The organism is Cupriavidus sp. 2KB_3, assembly GCF_052115685.1.
Lineage (GTDB): Bacteria > Pseudomonadota > Gammaproteobacteria > Burkholderiales > Burkholderiaceae > Cupriavidus > Cupriavidus campinensis.
Genome location: NZ_JBFRHD010000007.1, coordinates 319,263 through 337,098 on the forward strand (window position 1 = coordinate 319,263; position 17,836 = coordinate 337,098).

General features: G+C 67.6%; 19 protein-coding genes. 7 read left to right on the top strand and 12 right to left on the bottom strand.

The features are described from left to right. Positions 1-34: 34 nt before the first annotated feature. Both AB4120_RS10195 and AB4120_RS10200 read left to right on the top strand, forming a co-directional pair. Positions 35-1,465 carry an SLC13 family permease gene (locus AB4120_RS10195; protein WP_441642197.1) on the top strand — a complete coding sequence of 477 codons (1,431 nt, stop codon included), beginning with the start codon at positions 35-37 and terminating at the stop codon, positions 1,463-1,465. A 101-nt stretch (positions 1,466-1,566) separates the two neighbouring features. Next, positions 1,567-2,133 (top strand): TetR/AcrR family transcriptional regulator, encoded by a 567-nt coding sequence (locus tag AB4120_RS10200; protein WP_144196561.1) that lies wholly within the window; start codon positions 1,567-1,569, stop codon positions 2,131-2,133. Between the two features lie 15 nt (positions 2,134-2,148). On the opposite strand, the gene AB4120_RS10205 is transcribed toward AB4120_RS10200, so the two are convergent. The 5 genes from AB4120_RS10205 to catA form a co-directional block, all read right to left on the bottom strand. Continuing rightward, a complete protein-coding gene (locus AB4120_RS10205) occupies positions 2,149-2,934 on the bottom strand; it encodes a 1,6-dihydroxycyclohexa-2,4-diene-1-carboxylate dehydrogenase (RefSeq protein ID WP_149139283.1) in 786 nt (261 codons plus the stop codon). After that, positions 2,934-3,953, bottom strand: coding sequence for a benzoate 1,2-dioxygenase electron transfer component BenC (benC, locus tag AB4120_RS10210; protein WP_149138009.1), 1,020 nt, complete (start codon positions 3,951-3,953; stop codon positions 2,934-2,936). Before benC ends, AB4120_RS10205 begins: the two co-directional genes overlap by 1 nt. Positions 3,954-3,977: 24 nt before the next feature. Continuing rightward, positions 3,978-4,472, bottom strand: a complete 495-nt coding sequence (benB, locus tag AB4120_RS10215; protein ID WP_441642198.1) for a benzoate 1,2-dioxygenase small subunit — start codon at positions 4,470-4,472, stop codon at positions 3,978-3,980. Continuing rightward, positions 4,469-5,860, bottom strand: coding sequence for a benzoate 1,2-dioxygenase large subunit (gene benA, locus AB4120_RS10220; RefSeq protein WP_441642199.1), 1,392 nt, complete (start codon positions 5,858-5,860; stop codon positions 4,469-4,471). The genes benB and benA overlap by 4 nt, the downstream gene beginning before the upstream one ends. Positions 5,861-5,943: 83 nt before the next feature. After that, the gene (gene catA, locus AB4120_RS10225) at positions 5,944-6,867 is read right to left on the bottom strand and encodes a catechol 1,2-dioxygenase (protein ID WP_149138008.1); all 924 of its coding nucleotides are present in this window, start codon (positions 6,865-6,867) and stop codon (positions 5,944-5,946) included. A 162-nt stretch (positions 6,868-7,029) separates the two neighbouring features. Here catA and AB4120_RS10230 point away from each other — a divergent pair, with 162 nt between their 5' ends. Then, positions 7,030-7,950: a LysR family transcriptional regulator gene (locus tag AB4120_RS10230; protein ID WP_149139282.1), complete on the top strand. Its 921-nt coding sequence runs from the start codon at positions 7,030-7,032 to the stop codon at positions 7,948-7,950. 27 nt (positions 7,951-7,977) lie between these two features. On the opposite strand, the gene AB4120_RS10235 is transcribed toward AB4120_RS10230, so the two are convergent. Beyond that, positions 7,978-8,859, bottom strand: a complete 882-nt coding sequence (locus tag AB4120_RS10235; RefSeq protein ID WP_149138007.1) for a LysR family transcriptional regulator — start codon at positions 8,857-8,859, stop codon at positions 7,978-7,980. A 122-nt stretch (positions 8,860-8,981) separates the two neighbouring features. Here AB4120_RS10235 and AB4120_RS10240 point away from each other — a divergent pair, with 122 nt between their 5' ends. After that, complete coding sequence (locus AB4120_RS10240; RefSeq protein ID WP_149138006.1) at positions 8,982-10,103, top strand: muconate/chloromuconate family cycloisomerase; 1,122 nt, start codon at positions 8,982-8,984, stop codon at positions 10,101-10,103. Between the two features lie 51 nt (positions 10,104-10,154). Further along, the gene (locus AB4120_RS10245; protein ID WP_149138005.1) at positions 10,155-11,141 is read left to right on the top strand and encodes a tripartite tricarboxylate transporter substrate binding protein; all 987 of its coding nucleotides are present in this window, start codon (positions 10,155-10,157) and stop codon (positions 11,139-11,141) included. Between the two features lie 19 nt (positions 11,142-11,160). Here the strand turns inward: AB4120_RS10245 and AB4120_RS10250 are convergent, their stop codons facing one another. The 5 genes from AB4120_RS10250 to AB4120_RS10270 form a co-directional block, all read right to left on the bottom strand. Then, entirely contained in the window at positions 11,161-12,240 is a 1,080-nt protein-coding gene (locus AB4120_RS10250) for a calcium:proton antiporter (RefSeq protein WP_149138004.1), read from the bottom strand. Between the two features lie 117 nt (positions 12,241-12,357). Then, entirely contained in the window at positions 12,358-12,519 is a 162-nt protein-coding gene (locus AB4120_RS10255) for a hypothetical protein (RefSeq protein ID WP_187645268.1), read from the bottom strand. 135 nt (positions 12,520-12,654) lie between these two features. After that, a complete protein-coding gene (locus tag AB4120_RS10260) occupies positions 12,655-13,389 on the bottom strand; it encodes an SOS response-associated peptidase family protein (protein ID WP_441642200.1) in 735 nt (244 codons plus the stop codon). Positions 13,390-13,445: 56 nt separating this feature from the next. Continuing rightward, positions 13,446-13,910 carry a MarR family winged helix-turn-helix transcriptional regulator gene (locus tag AB4120_RS10265; protein WP_149138002.1) on the bottom strand — a complete coding sequence of 155 codons (465 nt, stop codon included), beginning with the start codon at positions 13,908-13,910 and terminating at the stop codon, positions 13,446-13,448. Between the two features lie 40 nt (positions 13,911-13,950). Further along, positions 13,951-14,427, bottom strand: a complete 477-nt coding sequence (locus tag AB4120_RS10270; protein ID WP_149138001.1) for a DUF6130 family protein — start codon at positions 14,425-14,427, stop codon at positions 13,951-13,953. Positions 14,428-14,645: 218 nt separating this feature from the next. Here AB4120_RS10270 and AB4120_RS10275 point away from each other — a divergent pair, with 218 nt between their 5' ends. Next, positions 14,646-15,617 carry an alpha/beta fold hydrolase gene (locus AB4120_RS10275; RefSeq protein ID WP_441642201.1) on the top strand — a complete coding sequence of 324 codons (972 nt, stop codon included), beginning with the start codon at positions 14,646-14,648 and terminating at the stop codon, positions 15,615-15,617. A gap of 83 nt (positions 15,618-15,700) precedes the next feature. Here the strand turns inward: AB4120_RS10275 and AB4120_RS10280 are convergent, their stop codons facing one another. Beyond that, positions 15,701-16,144 carry a carboxymuconolactone decarboxylase family protein gene (locus AB4120_RS10280; RefSeq protein WP_441642202.1) on the bottom strand — a complete coding sequence of 148 codons (444 nt, stop codon included), beginning with the start codon at positions 16,142-16,144 and terminating at the stop codon, positions 15,701-15,703. Positions 16,145-16,438: 294 nt separating this feature from the next. Between AB4120_RS10280 and AB4120_RS10285 the strand changes: the two genes are divergently transcribed. Continuing rightward, the gene (locus AB4120_RS10285) at positions 16,439-17,650 is read left to right on the top strand and encodes an NAD(P)/FAD-dependent oxidoreductase (RefSeq protein ID WP_441642203.1); all 1,212 of its coding nucleotides are present in this window, start codon (positions 16,439-16,441) and stop codon (positions 17,648-17,650) included. Positions 17,651-17,836: the final 186 nt, after the last annotated feature.

Here is a 17,836-nt window from a genome sequence, read left to right on the forward strand (position 1 = left end):
TGCGCCGATGCGTGCCTGCCGCGATGGAGCCGCTATGTCGCAACATTTGATTGCCATCTCAGTCCTGGGACTGATGTTCGTCGTCGCCACGGTCCTGCCGGTCAACATGGGGGCGCTCGCTTTCGTCGGCGCGTTCCTGGTGGGCACCTGGGTGGCCGCCATGCCGGCCAAGGCCATCCTCGCCGGCTTTCCGGCCGACCTGTTCCTGACGCTGGTCGGCATTACCTACCTGTTCGCCGTGGCGCAGAACAACGGCACCATCGACTGGCTGGTGCGGCTGGCGGTGCGCGCCGTGGGCGGCCGGATCGCGGCGATTCCGTGGATCATGTTCCTGATCGCGGCCTTGCTGACCTCGGTTGGCGCAGTCAGCCCGGCCGCGGTGGCGATCATCGCGCCGATTGCGCTGGGTTTTGCCGCGCGCTATGGCATCAACCCGCTGCTGATGGGGCTGATGGTGATCCATGGCGCGCAGGGTGGCGGCTTCTCGCCGATCAGCATCTATGGCGGCATCACCAACAAGATCGTGCAGAAGGCCGGGCTGCCGCTGAGCGAGATGGCGACGGCCTTCGCCAGCTTCGGCGTCAATCTTGCCGTGGCGGCGGGGCTGTTCGTGGCCTTTGGCGGCCTGCGGCTGATGCGCCAGTCGGCAACATCGACCCAGCCCGCGGCAGCACCGCAGGCGGCCGGCGGCACGCTGGCCATGCCGCATCCCTTCGGCGCCTACACGGTGGCGGCACAGGGCGCGCAGATCTATGGCGATGCCGAGGCCGAGGCGGGCACGGAGGAGCACAAGACCATGACGCGCGACCGGGGATCGATGCTGGAGGGTGGCAACGATGCCGCCGGCAGCGCGGCCAGCAGCCCCGAGACCCCGGCCGGCTTCTACCAGTACCTGACGGTGGCCGGCCTGGTGGCGCTGGCCGTGCTGACGCTCTATTTCAAGCTCGATATCGGCTTCGTCTCGCTGACCATCGCGCTGGCGCTCACGCTGATTGCCCCGGAGTTGCAGAAGCGGGCGCTGGGCCAGGTCTCCTGGCCCGAGATCATGCTGATCGTCGGCGTCAGCACCTTCGTTGGCGTGATGGACAAGATGGGCACGATCGACTTCGTCGGCTACAGCGTGGCGAACCTGACCTCGCCGCTGATGGCTGCGCTGCTGCTGTGCTTCGTGGGCGCCGTGGTATCGGCGTTCGCGTCCTCCACGGCCGTGCTGGGGTCGCTGATCCCGCTCGCGGTGCCGTTCCTGCAGCAGGGCTCCGATGTGAGCGCCATCGGCTTTATCGCCGCGATGGCCGTGTCGTCGACCATCGTCGATGTGAGCCCGTTCTCGACCAACGGCGCGCTGGTGCTCGCCAACGCCCAGGGCGTGGACCGGCAGGCCTTCTTCCGCAAGCTGATGGTCTACGGCGCGCTGGTCACGATCATTGCGCCGGTGGTGCTGTGGTTCGCCTTCGTGGTGCTGTGAGTGGCGTAAGGGGTTTGGGTAATCGGCAGGTTGTAGACAGGTCTGTCTTCTATAATGGTGGCCATCCGCACCTGACTTCCGCACCTGACCTCCGCACCGCCATGGCCACTCCCTCCGCCCGCGACCGCATTCTCGACACCGCCGCGCGGCTGTTCTACCGCGACGGCTATCGTGCCACCGGCATCGACAAGATCATTGCCGAGTCCGGCGTGGCGAAAATGTCGTTATATCGGCACTTTGCGTCGAAGAACGACCTGATCTCGGCCTTCCTGGCCCGCCGGCATGACAACTGGATGGCGTGGTTCGAGGCCGCCGTGCGGCGCCGGCTGAAGGAACGGCCGAACCTCGATGTGCTGGCCGATGCCCTGGCGGAGTGGTTCCAGTCGGACGACTACCGGGGCTGCGCCTTCATCAACGTGGTGGCCGAGGCGGGCGGTGGCGCCGGGGATGACCCCCGGCTGGCCGGGCACGCGGTGGAACACAAGAAATCGCTCGCCGAATTCGTGGCGAACGTGGCCCGCGAACTGAGGCTGCGTGACCCCGAGGCCGTGGCGGAGGAAGCCATGGTTTGCATCGAGGGGATGATCGTGCGCTACCAGATGGTGCCGGACGTGGCGTCGATCGACGCCGGCCGCCGGCTGCTGGCGCGGCTGCACGCCGCCGGGTAGGGCCGGGGCCGGCAACTACCCCAGATCCCCACCGCCCACCGGCACGACGGTGCCTGTCATATAGGACGATTCTTCCGAGGCCAGGAACAGGATCACCGCCACCTGTTCATCGATGGTGCCGTAGCGCTGCATCAGGCTCGACGTCCGGGTCTGGTCGACAATCGCCTGATACCACGCCGCTTCCTGAGCAGACTGCGGCGCCGCGTTGCGCGGGATCTTGCGCGGCGGCGCCTCGGTGCCGCCCGTTGCCACGGCGTTCACGCGGATGCCGTCCGCCGCATGCTCGAAGGCGAGGCTGGCCGTCAGCGCGTTCACGCCGCCCTTGGCCGCCGCGTAGGGCACCCGGTGGATGCTGCGCGTGGCAATCGACGAGACATTGACGATCACGCCCGCCTGCCGCGCCACCATGTCCGGCAGCACCGCGCGGCAACCCCACAGCGTGGGAAACAGTGACCGCCGGATCTCGGCCTCGATCTCGTCTTCAGCATAGTGTTCATACGGTTTCGCCCAGATGGTGCCGCCCACGTTGTTGATCAGGATATCGACCGGGCCGAACGCCGCCCGGGTGGCCGCCACCATGGCTTGCGCGCCGGCATAGCGCTCCAGGTCGGCCAGCACCGCGCGCGCGGTGCCGCCCTGGGCGGCGATCTCCGCCACCACCTCCTCCACCAGCGGGGCGCGGTCCGCCAGCATCACCCGGGCGCCCTCCGCGGCGGCGGCCAGCGCCACGCCCCGGCCGATGCCCTGCGCGGCGCCGGTGACCAGCATGGTCCTGCCTGCGAATCGTTGCGCGCGCCGCATCATGCCTCCACGCTGGCCGAGAACTTCTCGTAGTGGAAGCCCGCCGGTTCGATGCCGGCGTCCTTGAGCCAGCCGCGTACGGCGTCCACCATCGCCACGGGCCCGCACAGGTAGATGTCCACGTCGCCGCCGTTGAGCCAGGCCGGGTCCACGTGGGCGGTGACGTAGCCCTTGCGCGGGTGGTTGCTGGCGTCGTGGGCCACGCAGGTGCGGTAGGTGAAGCCGTCGATGCGCGCGGCGGCGGCGTCGAGCTGGTCGGTGGCCACGAGGTCGATGTCGTGGGTCACGCCATAGACCATGCGTACCGGCTGTGGGCTGCCAGTCCCGGCCAGTACGTCGAGCATCGACAGGAACGGTGCGATGCCGGTGCCGCCGGCCAGGAACAGCACGGGCCGCGTGACCGGGCGCAGGTAGAAGCTGCCGAACGGGCCCGAGAACGCCATGCGCTGGCCGCTGCTGGCCTCGCGGGACAGGTAGCCGCTCATGCGGCCCTCCGGCACGTTGCGCACCACGAAGGCTGCACGCGCCGCCCCGGGCGCCGAACTGAACGAGTAGGCGCGCGTGGCGCCGCTGCCGGGAATCTCGACATTGACGTACTGGCCCGGCAGGAAGCTCAGCGCCGCCGGGTCGTCCAGGTCGATGGCGAAGCCGATGGTGGAGTCGGAGAGGGGCGCCACGTTGGCAATCGCCCCCTCGAAGCGCGCCACGCCGGTCTTGCACGCCGCCGAAGATGCCGCCACGCGGATCACGCAGTCGCCGCGCGGCCGGGTCTGGCAGGCCAGCACGTAGCCCTGGGCGGCTTCCTCGGGCGTCAGGGCGTCCTCGATATAGCTGGATGCCGGCAGGTCGTAGGCGCCGGATTCGCACAGGCCCCGGCATGTGCCGCAGGCGCCGTCGCGGCAGTCGAGCGGGATGTTGATCTGCTGGCGATAGGCGGCGTCAGACAGCGTTTCCTGTTCGCCGCAGCGGATGAAGCGCGTCACGCCATCCTCGAACTGCAGGGCAATTGTGTGTTCCATGGCCTGGGCTCCCGGAATGGTGATTCAGATGTGGTAGATGTCGATGACCTGGTGGATGTAGTCGTTCTTGAGCACGACGTACTTGTCCTGCACCCGGGGGGCATCGCCTGAGAAGTCGATCACGTAGCGCGACATGCCGAAGTAGCTGAAATCGGTCTGGTAGCGGTGGGCCAGCGTGTGCCAGTTGAAGCGCACGGTGGCCTTGGCGCCGTCCACGTGTTCGATCTCGATATTGCTGAGGTTATGGCTGGTACGCGTGTCCGGAATCGTCGCGCTCGATCGCTCGGTCTTGATGCGGAACACGCGGTCCTCCAGCCCCTGCCGGTCCGGGTAGTAAATCAACGAGATTTCCCGCTGTGGATCGGTGATCAGCTGGCCGTCGTCGTCCCAGCACGGCATCCAGAAGCGCGCCTCGGGGTGGTAGCAGGCCAGCCAGTCGTCCCACTGCTCGTCGTCCAGCAGGCGGCTCTCGCGGTAAAGGAAGGCCGTCACGGCGGCAAGGTCGATGGCGGTGCTCATGCGGGGTCTCCCTGCGCCGTGGCGCGCTGCATGGTCTCCAGCCAGTAGCGGTGCTGCACCGTGTACAGGCCCTCATCCTCGGTGCGCAGGCCGCTCATCACCGGGTTCAGGCCGATGCGCCGGGCTGCCTCGTCGGGGCCGTCGATCCAGTGCGTCGCGCCCCGGCACATGTCGTTCCACGGCAGCGCCTGGCCCGCGTAGCCCTGCTGGCAGGCGCGGAACTCCTCCAGGTCGTCCGGCGTGGCCATGCCGCTTACGTTGAAGAAGTCCTCGTACTGGCGGATGCGGCGCGCGCGGGCTTCGTCGGACTCGCCCTTGGGGGCGATGCAGTAGATCGTCACCTCGGTCTTGTCCACCGAGAGCGGGCGCAGCAGCCGGATCTGGGAGCCGAACTGGTCCATCAGGTAGACGTTGGGGTACAGGCACAGGTTGCGCGAGTTGGCGATCATCCAGTCGGCCGTCTCGGGGCCGCAGCGCGCGGCGAATTCATCCCGGCGCGCGAAGTTGGGGCGGTCCTCCGGATTGGCCCAGCGCGACCACAGCAGCATGTGGCCATGGTCGAAGGCGTAGAAGCCGCCGCCCTGGCGGCCCCACTTGCCGGCATCCATCGCCCGGATGTTGTCCTCGCGTTCGGTCTGCTGCTTGCGGTGGCTGGTGGTGGCCGCGTAGTTCCAGTGCACGGCGGAAACGTGGTAGCCGTCCGCCCCGTTCTCGGCCTGGAGCTTCCAGTTGCCGGCGAAGGTGTAGGTGGACGCGCCGCGCAGCACCTCCAACCCCTCGGGAGACTGGTCGGCAATCATGTCGATGATGCGGGCGGCGTCGCCCAGGAACTCGGCCAGCGGCAGCACATCGTCATTGAGGCTGCCGAACAGGAAGCCCCGGTAGTTCTCGAAGCGCGCCACCTTCTTCAGGTCGTGGGAGCCGGCCTTGTTGAAGCACTCCGGGTAGCCGGCGTCCTCGGGGTCCTTCACCTTGAGCAGCTTGCCGCTGTTGTTGAAGGTCCAGCCATGAAACGGGCAGGTGTAGGTGGCCTTGTTGCCGCGCTTGTGCCGGCACAGCATGGCGCCGCGATGGCTGCACGCGTTGATGAACGCGTTCAGCTCGCCCTGGCGGTTGCGCGCGATCACCACGGGCTGGCGCCCGATATGCGTGGTGTAGTAGTCATTGTTGTTGGGGATCTGGCTCTCGTGGGCCAGGTAGATCCAGTTGCCCTCGAAGATGTGTTTCATCTCGAGTTCGAACAGCGCCTCGTCGGTGAACGCGCGGCGGTGCAGCCGGTAGTCGCCCGTGACCTTGTCCTCGACCAGGAATTCATCGAGGTTGGGGCGGGTGTCCGGGTGCTGGGGGCGAGCGGGGGCCGCCCCGGTATCCAGATGGATCGGGATCATGGTGTCTCCTGTGCGGCGCTGTGCGGCGTCTCGCGCCGCGATCAAGCAGGGGTCAGGCTGGGATCAGGCTGGGATCAGGCTGGTCAGGCAGCGGCGCGCTGGCGGTCCACTTCGGCGGCGGGCGCGTCGGGCAGGTCGCCCAGCAGCCGGAAGTCGAAGTCGATCGAGGCGAACGGCTGGTCCACGCCGTGCTGGTCCAGTTGCGCGGCATTGGAAATGCGCTGCACGGCGGGTACCAGGCCGTCGCGGCTGGCGAAGGCGAAGTCGTCCCAGAGGTATGCGTCGCCGTCGATGTTGATCTGCGTGGTCAGCTTGCGGTGGCCCGGCGCCGAGACGAAGAAGTGGATGTGCGCGGGCCGGCGGCCGTGGCGCGCCAGCCGGTCCAGCAGCCGCTGCGTGGTGCCCTGCGGCGGGCAGCCGTAGCCCATCGGCACGTTGCTGCGGAACTGGTAGCGGCCGTTGGCGTCGGTGACGATGGTGCGGCGCAGGTTGAAGGCGGACTGGGTGGTGTCGAAGAAGGAGTAGTTGCCCATCAGGTTGGCGTGCCAGACCTCGACGCGCGCGCCAGGCAGCGGCTTGCCGTCGGTGCCGTAGACCGTGCCCTGCATGAACAGGACCTCGCCCTTGCCGTCCTCGCTGCCGTCGTCGAGCCGCGCGAACCCCGTGGATTCCGGCGCGCCGGCCACGTAGAGCGGGCCTTCGATGGTGCGCGGCGTGCCGCCGGTGAGGCCGGCGCGGGCCTCGGCCTCGTCGGCGCGGATGTCCAGGAAGCGCTCCAGGCCCAGCCCGGCCGCGAGCAGGCCGAGTTCGTGCGTGGCGCCGGCCTCGGCGAAGTACTCGATGCCCTTCCACACTTCGCTCGGGCTCAGGTCGAGGTCCTCGATGGCCTGGAACAGGTCCGTCGTCAGGCGCACCACCACCTGCTGCACGCGCGGGTCCGGCGTGCCTTGGGTGGCGGTCTCGACCAGGAACTGCCTGACCAGTGCTGCGATCTCGGGGTGCGTCATTGTCTCGCTCCTAATGTCTCTTCCGTGGTTTCGAACGATCGGTCGGATAATGCCTTTGGGGTATCAAGGCTTGCCGCCCAACGTGGTAAGGAGCATAGTTGACGGGGATTTTGACCGTCCAAGACTGATTGAGTATCCGGACGATACCCCTGAGGTATGAATTTGGAATTGAGACATTTGCGGTACTTCGTGGCCGTGGCCGAGGAGCGCAACTTCACCCGGGCCGCAGAGCGGCTCCACATCGCCCAGCCGCCGCTCTCGCGGTCGATCCAGCAACTGGAGGAAGCGCTTGGCGTGCTTTTGTTCGAGCGCAACGCGCGGCCGCTGCGCCTGACCGACACCGGGCGCTTCTTCTACACCCACGCGCTGCAACTGCTGGCGCAGACCGCCGAGCTGGAGGCCATGACGCGCCGCGTGGGCAAGATCGAGCGGACCATGTCGATTGGCTTCGTCGGCTCGACGCTGTACGGCATGCTGCCGCGCATCATCCGCCGCTTTCGGACCGAGCACAGCGACATTGAGCTGACGCTGCACGAGATGTCGACCATGGACCAGATTCGCGCGCTCAAGGAAGGGCGGATCGACGTGGGCTTCGGCCGCATTCGCCAGGACGACCCCGGGGTGCGCCGCGTGGTGCTGCGCGAGGAGCGGATGATCGTGGCCCTGCCGCAGGGGCATCCGCTGTCACTGGGGCGCGAGGTGCTGTCGCTGCACGACCTGATCGGGCAAACGCTGATCATCTTCCCGAAGGCGCCGCGCCCCAGTTTTGCCGACCAGGTGCTCGAAGCCTTCCACGACCGCGCGCTGCGCCCGGGGCGTATTCAGGAGGTGCGCGAGTTGCAGATCGCGCTGGGGCTGGTGGCGGCGGGAGAGGGGGTGTCCGTGGTGCCGAGCAGCGTCCACGGCCTCAAGCGCGACGACGTCACCTACCTCGAACTGGATGACCCGAAGCTGGTCTCGCCCATCATCATGAGCATGCGCATCGCCGACGAATCACCCGACCTGCGCGCGATGCTGGAGATGATCTACGGGCTCTACGAGGAAGCCGGGATGGAATACCTGCCGCCGGCACAGGATGTTTAAGTGCTGCATGGGCCGCTTTAACGCGTGTCAGTCGCCGCTCTGCCGCATTACCCACTCCACCGCCCGCAGCAGGTACGGCGACACGTCGCCGGCGCGGTAGCTCATGATCACGGGCGAGACGAAGCCGGCAGCGTCCACCGGCACGTAGCGCACATCGTCCCGATGCAGCCGCTGCACGGACGACGGCACCAGCGTGATGCCGATGCCCGCCGCCACCAGCCCCAGCGCCGTCTGCAACTCGTTGGCTTCCTGCACGACGTGGGGTTGCAGCCCCTGCGCACGGAACAGCGACAGCACGTGGTCCGCGTAGCTGGGGCGGGGGCGGGCCGGGTAGAGGATCAGCGGATGGCGGGCCAGCGCGTCTGCCGTCAGCGGCGTGGTCGGCACGGCGGTGCTGGCGGGCAGCGCCGCCACAAGCGCCTCCGCCCTGACCACGCGCTGCGCGATGGCCGGATCGTTGAGCGCCAGCCGGCCGAAGCCGAGGTCGATGCGGCCGGACTTGAGCGCCTCCAGCTGCTGCACCGTAATCATCTCGGTCAGGCCCACCTCGATCTGGCTGGCGTCGTCGCGCAGCACGCGGATCAGTTCGGGCAGCACGCCGTAGAGCACCGAAGGCACGAAGCCGATGCCGAACCAGCGCTTCTCGTTACGGCCGATGCGCCGCGTACCCTCCAGTGTTTCTTCCAGCCGCTGGGTCAGCTGGAGCGACTGTTCGAGCAGGAAGCGGCCGGCCTCGGTCAGCTTGAGGCCACGGCCCACGCGATCGAACAGCGCCACGCCCACCTCTTCCTCGAACTGGCGGATCTGGCGCGACAGCGGCGGCTGGGCCATGTGCAGCAGGGATGCCGCCCGCGTCACATTAAGTTCCTGGGCAACGGTCTGGAAATAACGCAGGTGCCGGAGTTCCATGGCGCCTCCTTGGTCGGGTCGATGCATACCCATAGGGTATTGATCGAGACATCATCGGTCTTGGACGCCAGTAAAGTCAAGGCGTATGCTCGATTGCAACTGATACCAAGCATCGAGAAAGTATGACTACGACGATTACCGGCATCGAGGCCATCCTGGTCGATCTCCCGACCATTCGGGCCCACCAACTGGCCATGGCGACCATGCAGCAGCAGACGCTGGTGATCGTGCGGCTGCGCTGCAGCGACGGCGTGGAAGGCATCGGCGAGGCCACCACCATTGGCGGGCTGTCCTATGGCGACGAAAGCCCCGAAGGCATCAAGCTGACCATCGACACCTACCTCGCCCCGGCGCTGATCGGCCAGGACGCCACCAACGTCCATGCGGCGATGGCACGGCTGAACAAGGTGGCGCGCGGCAACCGCTTCGCCAAGAGCGCGCTGGAAACCGCGCTGCTCGATGGGCAGGGCAAGCGCCTGAACGTGCCGCTGGCCACGCTGCTCGGCGGTGCCGTACGTAACACGCTGCCGGTGCTCTGGACGCTGGCCAGCGGCGACACCGCGCGCGACATCGAGGAAGCCGAGCGCCTGCTGGCCGAGCGCCGCCACAACACGTTCAAGCTCAAGATCGGCCGCCGCGCCGTGCGCGACGACGTGGCGCACGTCTCCGCCATCAAGCGCGCGCTGGGCGACCGCGCCCGCGTGACCGTCGACGTGAACCAGGCGTGGAACGAGGCGGACGCGGCCACCGGCATCGCCATGCTGGAGGCGGCCGGCATCGACCTGATCGAGCAACCCACGCCGCGCGAGCACCGCACGGCGCTGGCGCGGCTGGCGGCACGCTTCGTGGTGCCGATCATGGCTGACGAGGCCGTGACCGGCCCGGAAGACGCGATGGAACTGGCACGGCTGGGCGCCGCCGACGTGTTCGCGCTCAAGATTGCCAAGTCCGGCGGCATCTTCGGCATGCTGCGCACGGCGGCCGTGGGCGACGCGGCCGGCATCGCGCTCTATGGCGGCACGATGCTGGAAGGCAGCGTCGGCACCATCGCCGCCGCGCATGGCTTCTGCACGCTGCCACAGCTCGCCTGGGGCACCGAATTGTTCGGCCCGCTGCTGCTCAAGGACGACATCGTGGCCGAGCGGCCCACCTACCGGGACTTCGCGCTGCACCTGCCCACCGGCCCCGGCCTTGGGCTGGCGCTGGACGAGGACAAGCTCGCGCACTATCGTCGGGCCGCCTGAGCGGCGGCCGAAGCCCCGCCTGATCGACATACACAAAAAGGAATGGAGACTATGAAATCTATTTACCGGTCATCGCTGTCGGCCCCGCTGTCGGCCCTCCTGGCCGCCGCCGCGCTGGTGGCGGGCACCGCCCACGCCGCCTATCCCGACCACCCCATCCGCTGGATCGTGCCGTTCCCGGCCGGCGGCGCAATGGACAACATCGCCCGCACGCTGGGCGAGGATATGTCGAAGACGCTCGGCCAGGCCGTGGTGGTGGAAAACCGCCCCGGCGCAGGCGGCAATATCGGCGCGGAACTGGTGGCGCGCGCACCGGCCGATGGCTACACGCTGTTGATCGTGGCCAACGGCATGGCGGTCAATCCGGCGCTGTACGGCAAGCTCGGCTACGACCCGATCAAGGATTTCGCGCCGGTCTCGCTGCTGGCCGTGGTGCCGAACGTGCTGGTTGCCAACAAGGCGAAGACGCCGGCCAAGACCGTGGCGGAGGTGATCGCCAGCGCCAAGGCGCGGCCGGGCAAGTACACCTACGCGTCGGCTGGCAACGGCACGTCGATCCATCTGGCTGGCGAGCTGTTCACGTCGATGGCGCAGGTGGACCTGCTCCATATCCCGTACAAGGGGTCGGGCCCGGCCATGACCGACCTGCTCGGCGGGCAGGTGGATTACATGTTCGACAGCATCACTTCGGCTAAGCCCCAGATCGACAGCGGCAAGCTGACGCCCATCGCCGTCACCACCGCCAAGCGCTCCTCGGCGCTGCCCAACGTGCCGACGCTGGCCGAGGCGGGGCTGCCGGGCTACGAGCTGTCGCCGTGGTTCGCCGCCTTCGTGCCGGCCAGGACGCCCCAGCCGGTCATCGACGCGCTGAACAAGGCCATGCTGGAGGCGCTGAAGAAGCCCGCCGTGCAGCAGCGGCTGGCGGGCATCGGCGCGGAGCCGATCGGCAGCACGCCGGCAGCGCTGCGCGACCATCTGGCGAAGGAAACCACCAAGTGGAGTGCCCTGATCAAGGAAAAGGGCATTCGCGCCGATTGAGGACTGCGGCGCGCGCCCGTCAGGGCACGATGGTGAGGAACAGGTAGGCGGCGAAGATCACAAGGTGCACCACGCCCTGCAGGATCGTGGTGCGGCCGGAGCCGAGCGTCAGCGATGCGACGATCATCGTCAGGAACAGCAGCACCATCTCCTTGGGGCCCAGCCCCAGCTCGAGCGGGCGGCCCAGGCCGATGAAGACCACCGCCACGGTGGGAATGGTCAGGCCGATACTGGCCAGCGCCGAACCCAGCGCCAGGTTCATGCTGGTCTGGAGGCGGTCCAGCCGCGCGGCGCGCAGCGCGGCGAGCCCCTCGGGCAGCAGCACCAGCGCCGCGATCACCACGCCCACCACGGCGGGCGGCAGGCCCGCGGCGGCCACCGCCGCCTCCACGGACGGCGACAGCATCTTCGCCAGCCCCACCACGGCCACCAGGCACACCACCAGCAGCACGCCACTGGCGGCGGCCACGCGCCCCGGCGGCGGTGCGGCGTGCTCGTTCTCGTCGCTGCTCTCCACCAGGAAGTAGTCGCGATGGCGCACCGTCTGCACGAACACGAAGCTGCCGTACAGCACGAGCGACATCAGCCCCGAGAACGCCAGTTGCGACGAGGTCAGCATCGGCCCCGGCGTGGAACTGGTGAAATTGGGCAGCACCATGGTCAGCACCAGCAGCGCCACCAGCACGGCCATCGCCGCCTTGGCGCCGGGCGCCTGGAATTCCTGCTCCCGGTGGTGCAGGCCGCCCACGAACAGGCACATGCCGACGATGCCGTTGCAGATGATCATCACGGCGGCGAACACGGTGTCACGGGCCAGCCCGGCCTTCTCCGGCCCGGCCGACAGCATGACCGAGACGATCAGCGCCACCTCGATCACCGTCACCGCAATCGCCAGCACCAGCGTGCCGAACGGCTCGCCCACCTTGTGGGCCACCACCTCGGCGTGGTGCACCGCGGAAAATACGGCGCCGGCCAGCGCGGCGGCCATGATCGCCACAAGCCAGCCCTGGCCCGGCAGCATCAGCCCGAGGCCGAATGCGGCCCACGCGGCCAGCGGCGACCAGATGGTCCATGCGGGCAGTTTGTTCGATGTAGCCATCCTGGTTCCTTTTTCTTCTGCTGCCGCGCGACAGGCGACTGACCGGGCATTGTGCAGCAGAAGGCCGTCCGGCGATAGGTTCCCGGCGGCGCGGGGAAGTTCCGGAGGGCGGCGGATTCAGTCCGGCATCAGCGGCCGGGTGGTGGGCTCCGCGCGCGCGAGGCGGTCGGCATCGGCATCGCGCAGGCCGGGATGATGACGCGAGATCCAGCGCGCCGCGACGATCAGGGCGATGAGGAAAGCGAGAACGTACCCGACGAAAGAGACGGCGACATACATGGTCTGACCCCTATAGGAACGGCTCTTTTGGCCGGTGCAGGTCAGTATGGGCAACAAGCGCAGCGCCCGACACCCTCTGTCGGAGGGGCGTTCCGGTCACCCAATTGGGGGCTGCGCCGCGCCTGGGCGCCTGAGTCAGAACAACGATCCGGGCTCGGGCGCGGGCGGCTCGGGTGCCGACTCGGGAGCCGATTCGGGAGCTGATTCGGGAGCCGCTTTTCCAGCCGCGGGGGGCATCGGCGCGGGCGCCCCCGCCATGCGCCCGGCCGGGTAGAGCCGCAGGAACGTCCGGGCGACTTCCGGATCGCGGCAGCGCAGCCAGTCATCCCAATCGGCCTTCGGCACGATTACCACCGAACGCTTCTCGGTGCCGGGCCGGTGCATGCGCGACAGCAGCGGGTGGGCATCGGCATTGACGGTGAGCATGGTGAAAGACAGCGTGTCGTCCGGCCACGCGCGCCAGAGGCCGGCGATGCCGAAGCCCGGTTCGTCCGGCAGCCAGAGCTTCCAGCGCACGGGTTTGCCGGGCCGCTCGGGCGTGCCGGCCTCGGGATAGGCGTATTCGTAAAACGCGCTGGCCGGAATCAGGGCCAGCTGGCCGGCCTTCCAGAATCTGGCGAAGGACTTGAGCGTGCCCACGGTCTCCGTACGCGCATTCGCGGTCGGGAAATAGCGGGTGCCGGCGGGGATCTGGCGCTTCGGCACCATGCTGAACGAGGCCAACGCGCAGGCGCGCCCGGCATCGGTGGCGGTGACGATGGGCGCGAGGGTGTCCGGCCACGCCTCGTCCGCCCACAGCCGGGCCGGCGGCTCGACGCCGAAGATGTCACGCAGGACTTGCCGCTGGATGGGGGCGTAGTTGACGCACATCGATCGCTCCTGGGAGGGGGGAGAGGCGTGCGGACGTGCTGGCGGCCGCCGCAGTCCTACGCCCCCCGCTTCGGCAGCTTCGCCGCAATGCCCATGATGGCCGCCACGCCGTCGTCTCCCATCATGGCCGTGGCGGCCGCTTGCGCCTGCGCCCACGCGGGCGCGGCCGCTTTCAGCACCGATTTGCCGGCGCGGGTCACGGAGAGCGGCCGCGATCGGCCATCGGCGGCCTCCGCCACGTCTTCCGCGATCCACCCTTCCGCGAGCAGCGGCTGCAGGTTGCGCGTCAGCGTGGAACGGTCGTGATGATTGCGCCGTCCGAGATCGGCGCGGCTGATCGGGCCGAGTTCGTGCACGAGCACCAGCAGCGTGAACTGCGTGGCGTTGATGCCGAACGGGCGCAACGCCTGATCGTAGGCAGCGGTCAGGACGCGCGAGATCTGCCGGGCGCGGGTCATCACGCAGTGCCGGAAAATCTCGGTGCCCGGGTTGCCGGGCGCAGAACGCTTTTCGGGTCGCATGTTTCACGGGAAGCGATGAAGTACTGCCAGCGTACCGTACTCAGTGCCGATGTGCTGGCGGCGCGGCCATGGCGGCCGAAGACCGCGTATCGGGGACCGTCACGGTCACCACTTCCGTCGCCAGGATCCTGTGCGTGGGATCGGCCAGTTCGAGCCGCACCCTGTGCGGCCCCGGCGGCAGCCCCACCACGATGATGGGATCCTCGCTGGTGTGCGCCCAGGTGGCCGGGCCCTCGTCAATGGTTACATGCAGATGGCCGACCCGTGGCGAAACCTGGGTGGCCGCTTTGCCGAACACCGGGATCACCCGGAAGTTCTCGGTGCGGAACTGGACGATCACGACGCCCCGCGCGAGCGGCTCCGGCAATGCCGGGTAAGCCACAACCCGGGGCGCCGGCTCCGCTTCGAGCGGCAGGACGGCCGGTGGACGGCTGGTGTCCGGAGCCGTTTGTGCGGTGGCCGTCATCTGCACTACCGCGAGCGCTGCGGCGGCGAATACGTGGGTAAGAGCTCTCATGTCTGACTCCTAAGATTTGGGAACAACCCGAGGGCGCCGATGATGCCTTGAAGGAATAGTAAGTGGGCGGCTGTTTTGTACGCGTATGTATCTGCACGGCGCAGGGATACACGGCCATACCGTTTGCCCGTCTCACGACAACAGACTGGATACATCCCATCACTCTAATGCTGCATATGCAACAGATTGCCGGCCCGGCCGGCGCAGGAGGAAACGAGATGAAAGCGAAATCAGCAACCCGTCGCTCGGCGCTGTCGGTGGCCACTGCAATCAGTGTCTCCACGGCGCTGATGGGCGGCGCAGGAACCGCAGGCGCGGCGGCCAGCGAGCCCATTGCAGAAGTGAGTCATGTGGATGTCGATGCCGGGTTGCGTTTGCGGCGGATGGTGGTCCGGCCGGCGGTACCGCGAGGTACCGTGCTGTTCCTGCATGGTTTTCCGGAAACCATGCTCGCCTGGAAAGAGATTTCCAGGACGCTCGGCCAGGAATACGAAGTCCACGCGTTTGACTGGCCGGGCTATGGCGGTTCTTCACGCCCGCCTGTCGAGCGCTTCGCCTACGCGCCGCGCGACTACGCCACGGTACTGAAGCGCTACATCGACACAGCAGGCATCGACAGCAGCCGCCTGGTGATCTACGCCACCGACATCGCGGCGTTGCCGGCGTTGCTGGCGGCCATCGACCGGCCAGGTATCGCCCGGACCATCATCGTCGGAGACTTCGCACCGTTCAACCGGCCGCAGTACATGCAGGAACGCCTGCAGGCGCTAAAGGAGCCTGCATCGGCCGAAGCTGTGCGTGGGGCCTTCAATGCCTCGCGCGACGAGATCCTGCAAAACGCGTTCACGCGCGGATTGCCGGAGGCGGCGCGCTATGCGCTGGATGCGGAGTACCAGGCCGATCTTGCACATGGCTGGCAGAATGGGGCGCTGACGTCGGCCGACGCGTTCGCTCATTACTACGCGCACTTCACGCGGGATCAGAATGCGTTCGAGGCGCTGCTGCCGGGCCTGAAGACCCCGGTGCGCGTTGTGTGGGGCGAACAGGACATCTACATCAGCAAGGAAATGGGCGTCGAGTTCGCGCGCAGGACCGGAGCGCCATTGCACCTGCTGCCCGCCACGGGCCATTACCCGCACCTGCAGCGTCCGCACGACACGGTCGACGAGGTCCGCGCGGCGTTTCGTTGAGTGACCCGGCATGGCCAGTGTCGCCACCACGGGCCGCCGCCCTCCACACGTGGCGAACACGCCTCTGAGGGGCTGTATGGCCGTTACACCACTCCCTCCGGCGCTCGCCGGAAGCTGATGGCAAGCCGGTTGAAGGTGTTCATGAGGCCGATTGCGATGGTCAGGTCGGCGAGCTCTTTCTCCTCGAAGACGGCAGCGGCGGCCTGGAAGGCGTCGTCGGGCACATGGGTGTCGGCAACGCGCGTCACCGATTCGGCCCAGGCCAGCGCGGCCTTTTCGCGGTCGGAGAACAGGTTGCCGGCCTCGTGCCAGACCTGGATCAGCGCTAGCTTCTGCACGTCCACGCCCCGGCGCGTGAGGTCGCGTGTGTGCATGTCCAGGCAGTAAGCGCAGCCGTTGATCTGGCTGATGCGCAGGTAGGTCAGTTCCACCAGCGCGGGGTCAAGCCCGGACTGGGTGATGTAGCCGTAGACACTGCCGAGCGCCTTGACGCCGGCAGGGGAGGTTTTGGTGTAGTCGATGCGCATGTTCGGTCCTTACTGCCAGGATTGGAGGTGAGTTCGGTGTCGGTGGCGTCGGCCACGAAGAGGAGCGACTCCGATCCGTACTGCGACTAGAATAGTCGTAGATAAAGATAGTCAATTCTCGGTCTCCCCGCAAGCAGCGGATGGATTGGCGTCACTCCCATCCAAGAAATTTCTTGCGCGCATTAACTGCGACTAATAGAATCGTAGTTATGCCGCGTCGGAGGATGCGGCCTGGAGATGGAAGCGGCGCCGCCGCTGGTCAGGGTAGTACAGATCAATTCAGGAGCAGTAGAGATGTCCCACCGCATTCTTGTCATTGGCGCCGGTTTTGCCGGCATGTGGAGCGCCCTTGCTGCGGCCCGTCTGCTCGACGAGGCCGCGCGCACCGATGTGGAAATCGTGCTGGTCGCGCCGGAGCCGGCGCTGCACGTGCGTCCCCGGCTCTACGAGCAGAACCCGCTGAAGATGAAGGCGCCGCTGTTGGAGATCTTCGCCGCCACCGGTGTGCGGTTCGTACAGGGCATCGTGGAGCGCATCGACGTGGCGGCCCGTGAAGTGGAGGTGAAGGGGGTGGGCGCCGATACCTCGCACCAGACGCTCGGCTATGACCGCCTGGTGCTGGCCGCCGGCAGCAGGCTGTTTCGCCCGACGATCGACGGACTCGAAGCGCATGCCTTCAACGTCGACCAGGTGGCCGATGCCGCGCGGCTGGAAGCGCATCTGCACGGGCTGGCCGGTCAACCCGACAGCGTGGCGCGCAATACCGTGGTGATTGCGGGCGCTGGCTTCACCGGCATCGAGACGGCGGCCGAGATACCGGCGCGGCTGCGCGAGGTGCTCGGTGCCGATACCGCAGTGCGCGTCGTCCTGGTGGAGCGCAATGGCGAGATCGGTCCGGACCTGGGCCAGGGGCCGCGCCCGGTGATTACCGAGGCGCTGACCGCACTCGGCGTGACGTGGAAGCTGGGCTCCGGTGTGGCGTCGGTGGATGCGGACGGCGTCACTCTGGAGAGCGGCGAGCGCATCGACGCGCAGACCGTGATCTGGACCGCAGGCGCCCGCGCGAGCGCGCTGACTGACCAGATCCCCGCGCAGCGCGACAACTTCGGCCGGCTGCATGTCGACCGCAACTTGAAGGTCGATGGTGTGGCGCATGTCTACGCCACCGGCGATGTGGCCCGTGCCGCGACCGATGACGAGGGTAACGTCACGATGATGTCGTGCCAGCACGCGATGAACCTGGGGCGGTCCGCCGGGCACAACGTGGCAGCCGACCTGCTGGGCCAGCCGCCGATCCCATACAGCCAGCCGAAGTACGTGACCTGTCTGGATCTGGGGCCGTGGGGGGCGGTCTACACCGAGGGCTGGGACCGCCAGGTGAAGCTGTCGGGTGCCGAGGCCAAGGCGCTGAAGACAAAGATCAACACGGAATGGATTTACCCGCCGAGCGCGAACCGGGCCGAGGCACTGGCGTCGGCTGACCCGCGCCGCATCGTCGTGGCCTGATCGGGGCGGGAGGAAAGAAGAAGGGCGATCCGCCGGGATGAACTGCACCCCAAAAGTTGGACACCCGTTCAACCTTTGGGGTGTTTTTCATGGCGAAGTACAACGAGGCGTTCAAGCGCCAGGTGGTTCAGGAATATTTGTCCGGGGGAGTTGGGACTGGGACACTGAGCCGGAAGCACGGAATAG